This is a genomic window from Bifidobacterium sp. B4142 (assembly GCF_026537325.1).
Classification (GTDB): domain Bacteria; phylum Actinomycetota; class Actinomycetes; order Actinomycetales; family Bifidobacteriaceae; genus Bombiscardovia.
In genome coordinates this window covers 152,737-168,351 of record NZ_JAFNMJ010000003.1, presented here as the reverse complement: position 1 = coordinate 168,351, position 15,615 = coordinate 152,737, and the positions used below count along the sequence as shown (strand labels likewise).

General features: G+C 60.6%; 10 protein-coding genes and 2 tRNA genes. 2 read left to right on the top strand and 10 right to left on the bottom strand.

Annotated elements, in window-relative coordinates:
• Nucleotides 1-261 precede the first annotated feature (261 nt).
• From cydC to J3U06_RS06680, 10 genes are all read right to left on the bottom strand, one after another.
• Nucleotides 262-2,163, bottom strand: coding sequence for a thiol reductant ABC exporter subunit CydC (gene cydC / locus J3U06_RS06725; protein WP_267444706.1), 1,902 nt, complete (start codon nt 2,161-2,163; stop codon nt 262-264).
• Nucleotides 2,141-4,111, bottom strand: a complete 1,971-nt coding sequence (locus tag J3U06_RS06720) for an ABC transporter ATP-binding protein/permease (RefSeq protein ID WP_267444705.1) — start codon at nt 4,109-4,111, stop codon at nt 2,141-2,143. The genes cydC and J3U06_RS06720 overlap by 23 nt, the downstream gene beginning before the upstream one ends.
• A gap of 60 nt (nt 4,112-4,171) precedes the next feature.
• On the bottom strand, nt 4,172-5,224 hold the full coding sequence (gene cydB, locus J3U06_RS06715) for a cytochrome d ubiquinol oxidase subunit II (RefSeq protein ID WP_267400541.1): 1,053 nt from the start codon (nt 5,222-5,224) through the stop codon (nt 4,172-4,174).
• Between the two features lie 301 nt (nt 5,225-5,525).
• Nucleotides 5,526-6,701: an NAD(P)/FAD-dependent oxidoreductase gene (locus tag J3U06_RS06710; protein WP_267444704.1), complete on the bottom strand. Its 1,176-nt coding sequence runs from the start codon at nt 6,699-6,701 to the stop codon at nt 5,526-5,528.
• A gap of 316 nt (nt 6,702-7,017) precedes the next feature.
• Nucleotides 7,018-7,089 (bottom strand) — tRNA-Gln (locus J3U06_RS06705).
• Between the two features lie 41 nt (nt 7,090-7,130).
• Nucleotides 7,131-7,203, bottom strand: a tRNA-Glu gene (locus J3U06_RS06700).
• A gap of 68 nt (nt 7,204-7,271) precedes the next feature.
• Entirely contained in the window at nt 7,272-8,798 is a 1,527-nt protein-coding gene (gltX, locus tag J3U06_RS06695; RefSeq protein WP_220236823.1) for a glutamate--tRNA ligase, read from the bottom strand.
• Nucleotides 8,799-8,854: 56 nt separating this feature from the next.
• Nucleotides 8,855-9,577, bottom strand: coding sequence for an anaerobic ribonucleoside-triphosphate reductase activating protein (gene nrdG, locus J3U06_RS06690; RefSeq protein ID WP_267444703.1), 723 nt, complete (start codon nt 9,575-9,577; stop codon nt 8,855-8,857).
• A 69-nt stretch (nt 9,578-9,646) separates the two neighbouring features.
• Nucleotides 9,647-12,043 (bottom strand): anaerobic ribonucleoside-triphosphate reductase, encoded by a 2,397-nt coding sequence (gene nrdD / locus J3U06_RS06685; RefSeq protein ID WP_267444744.1) that lies wholly within the window; start codon nt 12,041-12,043, stop codon nt 9,647-9,649.
• A 350-nt stretch (nt 12,044-12,393) separates the two neighbouring features.
• A complete protein-coding gene (locus J3U06_RS06680) occupies nt 12,394-13,398 on the bottom strand; it encodes a LacI family DNA-binding transcriptional regulator (RefSeq protein ID WP_267444702.1) in 1,005 nt (334 codons plus the stop codon).
• A 322-nt stretch (nt 13,399-13,720) separates the two neighbouring features.
• On the opposite strand from J3U06_RS06680, the gene J3U06_RS06675 reads away from it, so the two are divergent.
• Nucleotides 13,721-14,818, top strand: coding sequence for an ABC transporter substrate-binding protein (locus J3U06_RS06675; RefSeq protein WP_267444701.1), 1,098 nt, complete (start codon nt 13,721-13,723; stop codon nt 14,816-14,818).
• Complete coding sequence (locus J3U06_RS06670; RefSeq protein WP_267444700.1) at nt 14,815-15,603, top strand: ABC transporter permease; 789 nt, start codon at nt 14,815-14,817, stop codon at nt 15,601-15,603. Before J3U06_RS06675 ends, J3U06_RS06670 begins: the two co-directional genes overlap by 4 nt.
• Nucleotides 15,604-15,615 lie beyond the last annotated feature (12 nt).

Below are 15,615 nucleotides of genomic sequence, written 5' to 3'. Positions count from 1 at the left end.
TTCCTCCCAATCTCTGCAGTGATTCGTCGGGCGTGAGTGCGCGGGTCGAATCCGAACGGATTCAGATGTGACCGGACTTCTTGCCTACGAAAGCCTTTTGGCCCTCCCCGGCTTAGCGATCCTGCCGCTTCTCCGGGCTTCGGCTTCCATACCGTACAGTCCATGAACTGTCGGCATGCAACAACCAGCAGGGAAGCCATCCGCCAAGATCGACGACCTGGCAACCGCGCAAAGCTCACTGCCCGGAAAACAGCCTGATGGTCATTCAACAGGGTTCCGTCCATCCGAATCTGACTGCCAGTCCAAGTATATCCCTTGACCGTCGCTCTTGTCCACGTCCGAGACATCCATGCGATAAAGTTCACGGAAACGTGCGTTCTCCCGATACAGGTCGACCGGGCGCCCTTGCATGACGATGTGCCCGTCCTGCATGAAGATGACCTGGTCGGCCTCCTCCAGCCCCTGCAGGTGATGGGTCACCCAAAGGAGTGTGCGCTTTTGGCTTACTCTGAAAATCATAGCCATGAGCCGTCGCTCGGTAATGGGATCCAGACCGATGGTGGGCTCGTCCAAAAGAATGATGGGAGTGCGCTTGAGCACGATTCTGGCCAAGGCCACACGCTGACGCTGCCCGCCTGAAAGACGGCCGCCGGCCTCCTCCACCGGCGTGTCGATTCCCTGGGGCATGCCCGCAACGACCTTATCCAGCTGAACAGCCTTCAAGGCCTGGCGGACCTGATCGTCATCGGCCTGTGGAGCGCCCAGACGCACGTTGGAGGCAATCGTGGTATTGAAGAGGAATGCCTGCTGGTTCAAATAGCCGAAAAGCTCGGGACGCTGGTCCTGCAAGGCATCGACCGGTATTCCATTGATCAGGATACGGCCACTGGTGGGGCGCAGGTCGCCCAGAAGCAGCTGAAGAACCGTTGTCTTGCCCTCACCGCTGGGACCGAGCAGGGCCACTCGTTGTCCACCCTTGATCCGCAGGCTGAAGTCGTCCAGCAACAGCGGGTCATCAGGCCCGTAGGAGAAACTGACATGATCGAAAACGATCGACCGGATCGGCCCCTCCAGCCTGGTCTGAGCACTGGCCGGAATCCGCCGGGACTCGACCCGGTCGGTCAGTTCATTCAGGTGGCCCAGAGAGTCCGTATAAAGGGGAACCTCAGCCACCGCCTGGGAGACCACGATGAAACAGTCGACCAAAGGAAAAACCGCCAGGACCACTGCTGCCGCGAAGTCCGCAACGGAGGTGGAACTGGTCATACGCAGATCCGCTCCAACGATCAGAGCCACCACCATGAGGGCGAAAATCATCTGGATGCCGCAATTGCGCCATCGTTCGAACCGCTTTTGCTGCCTACGGCCATTAGCGATGTCGTTGAAATCGTCGGACGCTATATCCACAAACCGCCGCCGGCGGCGGGTGATCACCCAATCCCCCAGGCCCATATAGCTCTCAGTTACAGCAGTGTACTGGTCCTGCCGCCTTGCCTTCTCCATGTCATAGCGCCCGTCTGAATAAGCCAGCGAGACCAGCGGGACCAGGATCAGGATCAAGGCGAAAAGCAGGAAGAGCAGGAGCGAGGTCAGCCAGGAGAAGACTCCTACGGCGATGGTGACCACCACCCACATAATATAGGCCACGACCGTGGGGAAGATGGTGCGCAGGTAGAAGTTCTCCAAATGGTCCAGGTCGTCCGAGAGCATGCCCAAAACCTCGCCCGTGCGTTCATGCTCGTTCAGGAAGGCAGCATCCTGCGAGAGGGTGCGATAGAGCTGAACCCGCAGCTTGGAGACTACTCGGAGCACCCAATCATGGCTCTTGATGCGCTCCAGGTACTTGAATGACGGCCGTCCGATGCCGAAGGCCCTGGTCAGGACCACCGGCACATAGACTGCGAAGATGTTGAAGGGGTGACGGGCCGACCTGCTGATCAGGAAGCCCGAGGTGAACATCAGCCCGGCCGCGCAGACGAAGGTGATGGCCCCCAGGAAAAAGATCAGGGCAAGCAACCCCTTGTTCTGACGAAGGTAGGGCCAGAACCAATGATCCCGGTGCCAGATCTGCATGTAGCCTGACAGCCCGCGGCCGCGGCGGGAGGTCTTCGGCGCCCTCCTGCCGCCTTTTCCGGCGGCATCAGTCCTGCTGGTAGTCGGCAATCTGGTTCCCCCCCATCTCATTGATCAGATCATCCAAGGGCCCGCCCTGACCGATCAGCTCGCGCGGATCGCCTTGGGCTACAATCCGTCCATCCTCCAGCATGATCACCCAATCCATGTTGGCCAGCCAGTGCAGGCGGTGGGTGGCCAGGACGACAAGGTGCCCGTTCATGATGGGCAGCAGTGTCTGCTTCAGATCGTATTCCGTCTCGATGTCCAGGTGGGCGGTGGGCTCGTCAAACAACAGGATCTCGCGTGAGGGGTCCAAGACGCCCCTGGCCAGGGCGATTCGCTGAGCCTGGCCGCCGCTGATGCCACGGTTGCCCTCACCGATTCGGGTGTTCAGACCGTCGGACAGTGTTTTTAGCCAGTCGGTCAACCCGGCCTGGTCGGCTGCACGAGCCACCGCAGCATCGTCTGCATCCTGGTTGTAGAAGCGTATGTTGTCAGCCACGGTGCCATGGAAGATGAAGGGGTTCTGGGGAATATAACTGATGTGCCGCTGCCAGGCAGCCGCATTGCAGTGCTCCAGCAGATGACCGTCCAAGTCGATGCTGCCCGCCTTGGGCTGCTCAAAGCCGGCCAGCAAATCCATCAATGTGGACTTGCCTGCTCCTGAACGGCCGACGACGGCCACCTTGGAAAAGCCGCGCAGGTCCAGGTCCAGCCCGCTCAGGGCCAGGGGCTGCTCCTCGGCATCGCTGTCGACCCGGCGGACCTGTGACTCCGGAACATCCTCGACTTCGGTTCCTCGCGATGCTCCGGAATTGGATGCCACCGAAACCGGCATCCCATCACCGTCATGACCCTTGGATGCCTTGGGCTTATTGCTTTTCTTGCCGGTCTTTTGATTCTCGGATTTGGCCATGGCATCCATCTGCGCCCCGGCTGAAGCATTGCTCTGCAACGGCTTGGGGCCAGGATAGGCGAAGTCGATTCCCTCCAGGTGCAGGTGGCTGTCCTGCTTCCACCCGGACCAGTCCAGCTCCTCCAAGCGCTTAGGCTCAGGCTGGGCCAGCATGTCTACGATGTCATCCAAGGCATTCTTGCCGTTCAGTGTTGCATGGAAGTCGTCTCCGAACTGGCGAATAGGCATGAAGTATTCGGGAGCCAGGATCAGGGCCAGCAGGGAGGGAAAGAGCTCCGCTTTGCCATCGATCAGGCTGTTGCCCAGGAAGACCGCCATGATGGCGATGGCCAAAGTGGCGAAGAAGTCCAGGGCAAAAGTGGAGGTCATAGCCACCCGGATAACGCTCATGGTCCTCTTCCGGAAGCGGTCGGATACCGAATAGATCTCGTCCTCGTACTCCTTGTCGATGCCCAGCATCTTCAGGGTCGGCAGGCCCAAGACCGTATCCATGAACCTTGTGTTGAGCTTTCGGAACTGGGCGTACTGTCGACTGGAGCGATCCCTGGCGGCCAGGCCCAGGATGACCATGAAGAAGATGAGCAGGGGCAGCATAAGCAGGAGAATCAGACCGGAACCTGCATCCTGTGCCCAGACCATGACCAGAACGATCAGGGGGATGAAAATGAGATCCATCAGCTTGGGCAGGACCGTCAACACATAGGTGCGCACCTGGTCGAGTCCGTCCACCAACATGGTGACGGCCGATCCTGTGCCGCGCCGGGCCAGAGCCGATGGACCCAGCGAGAAGACCTTGTCCTGAATTCGGGGCCGCAGCTGCGCCACGACGGCATCGGCACGATCGGTGGCGATACGATCCTTGGCCACGTCGCAGAGCTGCCGACAGGTGTAGGCGACCAAAAAGATCAGCACTGGCGCCACCAGCACACTGAGGTTCTGAAGGTGCCAAATGCGCACCAGAGCCAAGGTAAGTCCATAGGCCTGAGCCACCACACCGATTCCCTGGACCAGGGACAGGCCGGCCAGCAGGCCCAGGGTGGACCGGACTCCATCGAAACGGAAGAGATTTTTGTCGATCAATGCATTACCCTTCGGATGTCCTCCGGTCCTGTCGGCGCTGCCTCCCCTGCCCCTAGAATTTCAGAGGGTCTCAGCCACGGTGGCCGAAGGGGCCACAGGCGAGGTCAGGTGGGCGCCATCGGTCTCCAGCCGCTTGCGCTGGATGAAGTAGCTCCAGATGAAGTAGGCCAGCATGATGGGCAGGAGGATGCAAAGCACCACAGTCATGATCTTCATGGTCAGCGGAGAAGCCGAGGCATCCTGGATCAGCAGGTCGTGAGCCGGATTGTCGGCAATCATCACACGGGGGAAGAGCCCGTTGAAGATAAAGGCGATGATGGCCATCAAAGTGATGCCCGAGCAGGTGAAGGCATAGCCGCCGTGCTTCTTGAAGACAGCAAGGTGGCCTCCAATGACGGATGCCAGAATGATCACAGTGATCAGCCAGGTGGACAGGGGGCGGGCCTTGTAGAAGTCGGTGTTGAAGATAGCCAGGAGCACAAAGACGACCAGTGCCGGATAGGCGATCCAATAGGCCTTCTCGCTGACGTTGAGCATCCGGCGTGAATCCATGGCTCCAAGCTTCAGGCTCAGGAAATGCAGGCCGTGGACGAAGCTGAAGAAGACGACTGCTATGCCGCCTACCACGGAAAGCCAGTTGAACACGTCAAAGAACCCGGGCCAGGCATCGCCGTTCTTATCCATGGGAATGCCCTGGATCAGACTGGTCAGCATCATACCCAGGAAGAAGGGCGCAAACAGGGAGCCGATGAAGTTGGCCCACTGCCATACGCCACGTTCACGGCTGGTCAGTGCGTGGGAGGCGAACTCGAATGAGACTCCGCGCAGGATCAGGGCGACCAGCACCAGGAAGAGCAGGATGTAATACCCCGAAAAGAGGGAGGCGTACCAGAGCGGGAAAGCCGCGAACATGGCGCCGCCGGCAGTGATCAGCCAGACCTCGTTGCCGTCCCAGTGGGGGCCGATGGCCCTCATGAAGGTGGCACGCTCATCACCATCGCGGGCCACGAACCTGGTAGCCATGCCAACGCCAAAGTCGAACCCCTCGAGCAGGAGGAACCCTGCAAAAAGCAGGCCAATGACGAAAAACCACAAACCTTGTAGGAAACTCATGCTAATGCCACTCTCCTCTCGCTCCTGCCGATCCGCATACGGGCGCGGGATCTCCGCACTCCTGGCGGAAGCCGCAGTCGGCCGGGGTTTCCGCCGGAATGAGAAGGAGCAGGAGGTAGTCAATCATATTGATGAACGCAGGGCCAATGGCAATCCTCGCCGCAAATGATCCGATCCGAGGCTGGAGCGGAACGAACCTGCTTTCCGTCGCAGACCGATGCGGCGACTTCCTCATGTCCTGAATCATGTTCGTCCTCCCCTCTTTCATCGCCTTGTCCCTTGCATTCCTTGAGACGCTGGTTCAGTTGCTCTCCAGCATGGTACGCACGTCGGCCAACTCAAGGACCGACCGCTCGTTGACGATCCACTTCAGGACCGAGACCATCCTGCCCCTGAGCTTCAGCGTCCCCATTCGGTCGATTTCGGCGACCCCGGCGTGAGGGCCAAGGGAGCACACAGTTCCTTCGCTCCGGAAGGTGAACCGCTGAGGCTCCTGCCCCCGCGTTCTGGCAAGGACATTCGCGGCCGCGGTATCAGCCTGGGCCATCGAAATCTGTGCAGTAGTTGGGTAGAGCCGACCTGACTGGGGGTCGGGAACGGCGCTCACATCACCCACCAGGAACTCCTCTGGATGCTGCTCCACCGATAGGTCATCCCTGACCACTACACGGTTGCGCTTCTGATTATACCCTGAATCGGCAATAACGTGGCTGCCACGTACGCCCGTTGTCCAAATGATCGTATGGGCCTTGAACTCCTGGTCATTGGAGACCACGGCACCTTGCTTGACCTCGGTGATAGGGGTCGAGGTGTGGAAGTTGACTCCCCGCTTGCTCAGGTAATCCACAGCCCAGTCGACCAGGTCCTTGCTGAACATGGGCAGAATCTTGGGCGACGCCTCTATGCAGTCCACCTTGACCCGATCCATGGGGAAGCCCAGGCGCTTCGAAAGCTGAGGCAGCCGATAGACCAGCTCGCCCAGGTACTCGATGCTGGTGAAGCCCGCGCCACAAACCGCTATGCTCAGGTCCAGCGGATCATGGCTGGTCTGGTAGCGGGCCAGCGTCTGCTCCAATTTCCTGCGGGCTGCCAGAGCGGTGTCCACGTCCACGATGGGCCATCCATGCTCTTCGGCCCCCTTGATGCCGAAGGTTTCGGACTCGAAGCCCAGGGCGTTGACCAAGTAATCGTAGGACAGGGGATCGTGATGCTCCAGGCTCACCCGATGGCCGTCCTGATCAATGCCGACCACCTTGTCGACGATCAGTGTCACCGAATCAGGTAGAGACTTGCGCAGGTCGAAGACCACATCCGCTGGCTCCTTGGTTCCCGCCGCCAACTGATGCAGCTGGGTGGACTCGTAGTGGTACTCATTCTGGTTGACCAGCACCACATGGGCATCCGTCTTGGCATGAGCCAGCCTCTTGACCACGCGAAGGCCCGCATAACCGGCTCCCAACACCATGATTGTCGTCATGTTCACGCACCTTTACCAAAGAAAACCGTACAATGACTCAAACACTGGGTGATGCCGCCCGATCAGCCGATGACCGGGTCCATCACTCAAACTTCTATGCTCAACGTATCAGATTCCACCATCGGAAACTCTGACATGACTGCCTGCCGGGCCTCCTCTTTTTGTTTGCTTGCTCACACCGCGGACGACTCTCATGGACACGACCGGCCGCCTCTTTGGAAACCGGAAGCATTTCTGAGAAACGCAGCAATACGCATACAAGAAGAGCGGAACATCGTTTCGATGCTCCGCTCTTGGGGACTCTGAATCCCTACTGCTGGGGTACCTGGACTCGAACCAAGAATGGATGAACCAGAATCACCTGTGTTGCCAATTACACCATACCCCAATTGGCTGTGCGACAACCGCTTGGACGATTGCCACATGTCGTACCCCCGACCGGATTTGGACCGGTGTTGGCGCCGTGAGAGGGCGTAGTCCTAGACCGCTAGACGACGGGGGCTTCACTTTTCGCCGCGTACGAACCCGGTTCAGCAGGTCAGTAGCACAACAAAAAAGAAATATACCCGCTCAGAGGTTTTGGCGCAAGTTGGCCATCCTCCGGAGTGTTGTGCTCTTGCCCAAGATCTCCAGGGACTCAAACAGGGGTGGCGAAACCCGCCTTCCCGAGACCGCCACCCTGACCGGCCCGAAGGCCAGTCGGGGCTTATAGCCGCCCTCATCCACCAGCGCCTGAGTAAGCAGGTCGTGCAGGTGATCGGTTTTCCAGTCCTGGTCGGATACATCATCCAGAGCGGCAATGGCCAGGTCCAAGACTTGTCCAGCGGAGTCCTTGAGCTGTTTACGGGCATCCGGCTGGGGCTCCAGGTAATCCTCCTTGCTGAGCAGACTGCCTACCATGCCGGAGACCTCGCCCAGCAGACGTACGCGAGGCTGGACCAGGGGGGCGGCAGCGGTCAGGATCCGCTGCTCACGATCGCTCAGGTCCTGCCAGCGCTCGGCACTCACCAGCCTGTCGCGCCTGAGGTAGGGCAAGGACCGGTTCAGGAAGTCCTGTGGCTCCAGCATGCGAATGTGCTCGGCGTTGATAGCTACTGCCTTGTCGATGTCGAAGTGGGCCGGATTGGCCTTGACATCCCGGATGTCAAAGTGCTCAACCATCTCATCCATGGAGAAGACATCCCGGTCGGGGCCAATTGACCAGCCCAGCAGGGCCAGATAGTTGAGCAGACCTTCCGGAATGAAGCCGTGCTCCCGGTGCAGAAAGAGGTTGGACTCAGGGTCGCGCTTAGACAGCTTCTTCTTGCCCTGGCCCATGACATAGGGCAGGTGCCCGAAGAGAGGCATGGCCCGGGCTATGCCCAGCTTCATCAAATAACGGTAGAGAACGATCTGCCGGGGGGTGGAACTGAGCAGGTCCTCGCCGCGCAGGACCACATTGATGCGCATCAGGGCATCATCCACCGGATTGGTCAGAGTATAAAGCGGATCGCCGTTGGGGCGCACAATCACATAGTCGGGCACGGACCCGGCCTTGAACTCGATATGCCCGCGAATCAGGTCGTCAAAGGCGATGTCCTCGTCAGGCATGCGGATGCGCAGGGCGGGCCGCCGACCCTGGTCGCGGAAGGCCTGACGCTGCTCATTGCTCAGGTCGCGGTCATAGCCGTCATAGCCGAAAGCCGCCGGTCGACCAGCGGCCAGGTTACGCTCCTTGATCTCCTCGGCAGTGGAATAGGACTCGTAGGCGTAGCCGGCATCCAGCAGCTGCCGGGCTACATCGCGGTAAATATCGCCACGCTCGGACTGCCGGTAGGGGCCATCCGGGCCGCCGACCTCCACACCCTCGTCCCAGTCCAGCCCCAGCCACTTGAGGGCCTCCAGAATCTGCTGGTAGCTCTCCTCGCTGTCGCGCTGGGCATCGGTGTCCTCGATGCGGAAGACGAAGGTACCGTGCGAGTGCCGAGCCTGAGCCCAGTTGAAGAGTGCGGTTCGAACCATGCCCACATGCGGGGTGCCGGTCGGCGAGGGGCAGAAGCGGACCCTCAGATCCTTGGGCAGGTCGGGTTTGGCGTCGTGATCATGCTCATCAGTCATGACACCCATTGTGCCCCGGCAAGGCGACGTAGACCAACTCAGAGCAGGAGCCGGTATCAGCCCCGCTGCTGCTCTTGCTGCCTGTCCTTGCTGTAGGTCTCCGGAATAAACCTGGTCTGGTCATGCAGCTTGGGCCAGATGACCACCTGGCCCTGCTCCAAGGAACGCGGCACATCGATGATCCGCTGGTTGTCCGAGCCCCGGAACTGGAGCAGGCTGTTCTTCCGATTCTCCAAGTAGCGTCCGTCCACCAACACGTCAAGGTAGGAGATCAGCTGGGCCTTGTCCGGGGTCTCCCCCGGCCGGTTCAGCTCCTCCCATGTATAGCCTGTCCAGCACCAGATATCCTTCTCATGGCCGAACTCGCGCCGGATCCGCTCCGAAAGGCCGAGCAGCATGGGGGTGTTGAGCAGGGGCTCCCCGCCCAGGTAGGTGATGCCCTGCACATAGGACAGCGACAGGTCCTTGACAATGCGGTCCTCAAGCTGCTGGGTATAGGGGTGCCCGGCGCCGAAGTCCCAGATGGAAGCGTTGTAGCACCCCTGGCAACGGAAAGGGCAGCCGCTGACGTAGAGGGAGCAGCGGATCCCCTCGCCGTCGGTCATGACCAGACGCTTGTAGTCCGCCACGATTCCTCGACTAAGCCGACGGCCGTCCCACTGGCCGGCCTTGGGATTGTTGGTCAGCTCAGAGGGGATCCCTGGACCGCGCCCCTGCTCATCAGCAGCGAAGTCACGGTGGCCGCCTGTCTTTCTCATGGCTCCCTGTTTGTCCATCATCTGGTCCTCCTCATGACAATGGCGGGCCGCAAACTACCCGGCCCGCCATGTACTGCGCCTCTTCAGAGCCTATTCGGCCTTGTCGTCGAACCACTCCCTGGTGGATCCGTCCTTGAGGACCACGTGGCCGGTCTCGCCCTCCATGTGCTTGACGCGGTGGGCGATCTCCTCGTGCCTGCCGTGGACCATGGGCCGCTGGACTGGGTTGCCCAGGTAGCCGCAGGTGCGCTTGGTCACGTTGCACTTATCGGGGTCGTCATTGCCGCATTCGGGGCATTTGAAACCCTCCTCAGTGGGCTCGAAGTCGCCCTCGTAGCCGCAGACGAAGCAGTGGTCGATGGGGGTGTTGGTGCCCAGGTAGCCGATGCCGATGTCGTAGGCGTAGTCCCAGACCGCCTCCAGGGCCTTGGGGTTCTGCTGCATGGATGGGAACTCGCAGTAGTTGATGAACCCGCCCGAGGCCAGGTAAGGGAAGTCCCGCTCGTAGCTGAGCTTCTCCATGGGCGTGGGCCGCAGCCAGACCGGGTAGTGGAAGCTGTTGGTGTAGAAGTCGTGGTCGGTGACGCCGTCGACTACGCCGAACTTCTCCTTGTCCATCCGTGCGAAGCGGTCAGTCAGCGACTCGGCCGGAGTGGAGTAGACCGAATAGTGGTACCCCTCAGCCTTCTCCCACTGCTTGCAGAGCTGGTTCATCCGGCGCACAATGCTTAGGGCGAACTCCTTGCCATCGGGATCCCAGGAGTGGTCCTTCATCCAGTCCTTGCCGTAGAAGACGCTGGTGGCCTCATAGAGTCCGATGTAGCCCAAGGAAACAGTGGAGCGGCTGTTGCGGAAGAGGGTGTCTACGCTGTCGGTGGGCTTCAGCCTGCCGAAGGCGCCGTACTGGTAGAGGGTGGGGGCGTTGATGGGCGTGGCCTGCTTGCAGCGCATGATGCGGAACTGCAGAGCATGGTGGGCCACCTCCATACGCTGGTCAAAGATCTTCCAGAAGCGGTCCTTGTCGCCGCGGGACTCCAGAGCGATGCGGGGGATGTTGACGGTCACGACACCAAGGTTCATGCGACCGTCCTCTTCGTCCTCGCCCGTCTCGGGATTGGTCCAGGCCTGCAGGAAGGAGCGGCACCCCATGGGGGCCTTGAAGGAGCCGGTGATCTTGACCAAATTCTCGTAGAAGACCACGTCAGGGTACATGCGCTTGGTCGAGCACTCCAGAGCCAGCTGCTTCATGTCGTAGTTGGGATCGCCCTCGTCCGCGTTCAGCCCATGCTTGATGGTGAAGACCAGCTTGGGGAAGATGGCGGTGTGGCGGTCCTTGCCCAGTCCGCGGATGCGAATCAGGAAGATGGCCCGCTGAATCTCCCTGGCGAACCAAGAGGTGCCCAGGCCGAAGCCCACAGTGACAAAGGGTGTCTGACCATTGGAGACACGGTTGGAGTTGATCTGGTACTCCATGGTCTGCATGGCATCGTAGATGTTCTTGCGAGTCAAGATCTTGGCATAGACCTGACGCAGCCGAACAATCTGCGGAGCGTCCAGATCGAAGGGGGCGTCCTCGCCAATGGGAGCACGATCGTCCAAGTGGAGCCAGTCAGCTTCCCGGGCCTTGAGGCCGCGGACGACATCCTTGGCCACGTCGATAGGCTCCTCGTCCGGCAGAACAGCCTCAGCCATGGAATAGTTCTTCTTGTAGTCCAGACGCGCATACCTGTCCAGCATCTCGTCACAACGGTTGACGGTCTGACCGCCGTACTGGGAGCCGGCAATGTCCTTGATGATCTGGGTGATCTGCGTAGCAGCGGTGCCGATGGACTTGGGCGAGTCCATCATGGCGTTGCCCAGCTCGAAACCATGGGCCAGCATGTCACCGAAGTCAGGCAGGGAGCAGTTGGTCTCAGCAGTAAAGGGCGAGTAGTCCGCGTCGTGGAAGTGGATGTCGCCCTTCATGTGGGCGTTGGAGACATCCTTGGGCAGCATGGCGAAGGCCGAGGCCTTGGATACCGCGCCGGCCAGCAGGTCGCGCTGGGTGGCGTAGACGTTGGCGTCCTTGTTGGCGTTCTCGCGCACCAGAGTCTCGTCCTTGCTGGTCAGACGATGAACGGCCTCATTGACATCAGTGGCCTTGGCCCGCTGAATGTCACGGTCAAGACGGTAGGAGGTATAGGAGCGAGCAATCTCGTAAAGATGGGCATTGACCAGGGCATGCTCGACCAGGGTCTGGATGTCCTCGATCTTGACTGGGTTGGTGTAGCGATCAGTGATCTCGGACTGGACGGTCAGGGCCATACCCCGGATCTGCTGGCGATCCTCAGGACTGACCTCGTGCTTGACATCCTTGAAAGCAGCTTCGATGGCGTTCATGATGTTGACAGGATCAAAATCGACGATCCGGCCGTCGCGCTTCTCGACCAGAATGCCGTCAACAGCATCGCGATCCGAAATGCCACGCTCCTTCACGCTATCGGTCATGACCTCAGTATCCATCGTCACTCCTCATACGGTTGTCATACGGTTACTCATGTGCGCTTGCTTTGGCGTTCCCGAATTCCATACCGGGAACAGCGAATCACATGTATGTCATTTTTGCTGACAGGACTTACTCTATCACGTCGTGACCACCATATGTAGTGTCTGATGATGATTCGTTTCCTACATTTAGTTGTTCCCGTGTTTGGTGGACTAAGTCACCAACAGCGGGGTCTGGACAAGGGCTGCAAATGGCCGAAGAGCCATCGGGGGATCATCTACAGGGACGACGCAGCCGCCCGACACGCATGCATTTTGTCCAGCCCCGACCCCTGCATCAAGCAGGAACAGACCTAAGCCAACAGACCCCGCGGCACAAAGAGGGTTTGGGTGCGCAGGCGGCGATCCATGCTCATGCCCTCCGGGGCCTGCCGCCCCGACTCGATCATGGACAGGAGCATGTCAACCCCCTGGCGACCCATGCGGTCCACCTGCTGGGAGATGACCGACACCTGAGGACTGATCAGTTGGAAGACCTCCAGGTCGTCGAAAGAGACCAAGGGCACTCGCGAGCGCTGGTCGCCGTCCCACTCCATAGCAACGGCCTTGATGGCATCGGCAGAGTAGCCGAAGATAACGGCGTCCACCCCCTGACCGAGCAGGTGGCGCATGGTCGCAGCCGCCCGGGGGCGATCCTCGAAACCTTGGCGGACCACCAATCCCGTCAGCCCCTGACAGGCATCCACACCGGCCAGAAAAGCCTGCTCGCGCTCGCGGAAGGTATAGGAGCGACTCTCTGGGCCCGGGACGAAAGCCACTCGTCTGCAGCCCCTTGCTACTAGAGCATCCAAGGATGCCTCCAGGCCAGGCACCGGGTCAGAATCCACCAGAGGAACACCGGGCAGGGTCCGGTCGGGACGGTCTACGAAGACCACAGGAAATTCCCTTGCCAACATGGTGCGAAGCATGGGCGAGGTGGGTCCGTCAGGCACGACCAGAACACCGTCCATATGCCGAGACAGAAGGATGCGGTAATAGTCCTCCTGCCTGCTGGCTTGGCAAGAGGACACGCCGATCAGGGGCGCGTAGCCTGCCGAGTAGAGCTGGTCCTGGACGGCGTAGACCAGCTCAGAGAAATAAGGGTTGCGAATGTCGGGGACCAGCAGACCTACGGCATGCGAGCGCGAGGATCGCATGGAACGGGCTCGGCTGTCAGGGATGTAGCCCAGCTCCATGGCCGCCCTGCGAACCCTGTCCTTGGTAGGCGAGGAGATGCGCCCCTTGTTATTGAGCGCCTGGGAGACCGTGGATACGGACATGCCCGCTTGCTTGGCCACATCACTGATGGTCACCGACATGGGAACCCTCTCCGTCGAACCCTACCGAAATCGGTTGTCTTGCTCCTGACGAGACCGACAGCAGCCGGCCCGCGCGGACCTCTCGTGAGCCTCCAGTATACGGGCAAATGATGCAACCTTTCATCACGGCAAGGCAGGACCGGCTGGGTTGGACTAGAGTGGTCTTGTTCGCGCGGCTGGTGGCAGCAGCCGTGACACACATCGCAGAATTCCATCGGTCAAGACCGTACCGGATCGTCGCGCGGGCTCCTCACCTTCCCGTAGCGGCCCCGATGCGGATGGGCACCAGGAGTGCCGGAGAGGCAAGGTGACAGTGATGAGCATGTCGGGGAACAGAGGCTCCAGGAGAATTCCCGGCCACAAACTGATCATGCGGGCGCTCGCCCTGGTAGCTGCGCTCTGCATGGCAGCTACGAGCGCAGCATGCGGTGTCAAGGGGGCAGAGAACAAGACCGATGACGGCTCCAGGCTCTCCTTCATGCTGGACTGGACGCCCAACACCAATCATGTAGGCATCTACGTGGCCCGGCACCTAGGCTACTTCGACAAGGCCGGCCTGAAGCTGACCATCCTGCCGACGGCCCAGGCAGGAGCCGAGACCTCCGTTCAGAACGGGGTCGCCGACGTAGGCTTCTCCAAGCTGAGCAACCTGGCCACCTTCAACTCCCAGGGAGCCGACCTGCGGCAGGTCTTCAACATAGGCCAGCATTCCGTGGCGCGCTGGTGCTCGCTGGCCTCGCGCACCGACATCCAGACTCCAAAGGACTTCGACGGCAAAACTTTCGTCAGCTTCGGCTCGGCTGAACAGACGGCCGTAGTCAAGCAGATGATCCGCTACGCAGGAGGCAAGGGCGACTTTAAGCGGGTGACCAGCGGCACCAACACCTTCGCCGCACTGACCAGCGGCAAGGGCGACTTCGCCGGCTTCTACGCCAATTGGGAAGGCGTGCAGAGCGAGCTCAAGGGCCCAGCCCTGCACTGCTTCACCCAGGCCGACTGGGGAGTGCCCGGCAACCCCGACCAACTGGGCTTCGTGGTCAAAAATTCCTGGCTGCGGCAGGCCGGCCACCGTCGCGCCTTGACGGCATTCGTCAAGGCCTGCCTGAAGGGCTACGACTACGCCCTGAGCCATCCCGACCAGGCGGCGGACATCCTGGTCAGGGAGACCAAGGGATCGGCCATCGACCCGACCCTGGCCAAGCGCTCCATGGAGAGCATCGTCAAGGAAGGGTACTGGGTCGACAGCCCGGAGCAAAAGAGCATCAGCGGGCTGATCAACGTCAAGGATGCCCAGGACTATCTGGACTTCCAATTCAAGGCGGGCACCTACCGGGATGCCAAGAAGGGCGACCCCAACAAGGCCCCTCGGGCCACGGACCTGTGGACCGATCGCTACGTCCGGGAAGCAGCTGGTCGATGAGGGTGCGGAAGCAGGGCAGAGTCCGGGCGTTGCCTCCGACCCTCACCCTGCTGGCGCTCCTGATCATCTGGGAGCTGGCTGCCCGGCTGGGCGGAGTCAGTGAGCAGGTTCTGCCAGCGCCCAGCCGGGTCCTGGCTGCCACAGTGCAATCCCGGGAGGACCTGCTGCCCGCCACCGCTATCACCCTCCTTGAAGGCCTGCTGGGCTTTCTCCTGGCCTCGGTCCTGGGAATAGTGATCGGCCTGGCACTCTACCGCTGGCGAACTCTGCACGACGCCCTCTACCCTCTGATCGCCGGCGCCCAGATGATCCCGCTGATCACCGTCGCCCCCCTGTTCGTTATCTGGTTCGGATTCGAGCCCCTGGGCAAGGTAGTCATCGTGGCCGTCTTCGCCCTCTTTCCCATCGTGGTCCAGACCTACCGGGGCCTCAAGTCCGTACCCCGCTTCTACCAGGACGTGGCGCTGAACTGCGGGGCAACTCGAATATGGACCCTCTTGCATGTCAAATTGAGAGTGGCCGCAGGACAGATCTTCGGCGGTCTGCGCATCAGCGCCGCCTATGTTTTCGCCACCGCGGCCACCTCGGAGTATCTGGGCGCCAGAAACGGCCTGGGCATATGGCTGCAATCGGCCTTCAACTCCTTTAGAACTCCACTGATCTTCTCGGCCACCCTGGTCATCATCCTGCTGACCGCCCTCCTGCTGGGGCTGATCACCCTGACCGAACGGCTGCTTCTGGGCGATGCCAGCGACGATCATATGGTCAATCCGGACGACGAGTGAACCGCCCTGCAA

What these genes read in the sequence shown, in the direction of transcription:
- cydB (WP_267400541.1), bottom strand. Translation starts at nt 5,224, where the DNA reads ATGAGTTTCCTACAAGGTTTGTGGTTTTTCGTCATTGGCCTGCTTTTT.
- J3U06_RS06710 (WP_267444704.1), bottom strand. Translation starts at nt 6,701, where the DNA reads ATGACGACAATCATGGTGTTGGGAGCCGGTTATGCGGGCCTTCGCGTG.
- gltX (WP_220236823.1), bottom strand. Translation starts at nt 8,798, where the DNA reads ATGACTGATGAGCATGATCACGACGCCAAACCCGACCTGCCCAAGGAT.
- nrdG (WP_267444703.1), bottom strand. Translation starts at nt 9,577, where the DNA reads ATGATGGACAAACAGGGAGCCATGAGAAAGACAGGCGGCCACCGTGAC.
- nrdD (WP_267444744.1), bottom strand. Translation starts at nt 12,043, where the DNA reads ATGACCGATAGCGTGAAGGAGCGTGGCATTTCGGATCGCGATGCTGTT.
- J3U06_RS06680 (WP_267444702.1), bottom strand. Translation starts at nt 13,398, where the DNA reads ATGTCGGTGACCATCAGTGATGTGGCCAAGCAAGCGGGCATGTCCGTA.
- J3U06_RS06675 (WP_267444701.1), top strand. Translation starts at nt 13,721, where the DNA reads ATGTCGGGGAACAGAGGCTCCAGGAGAATTCCCGGCCACAAACTGATC.
- J3U06_RS06670 (WP_267444700.1), top strand. Translation starts at nt 14,815, where the DNA reads ATGAGGGTGCGGAAGCAGGGCAGAGTCCGGGCGTTGCCTCCGACCCTC.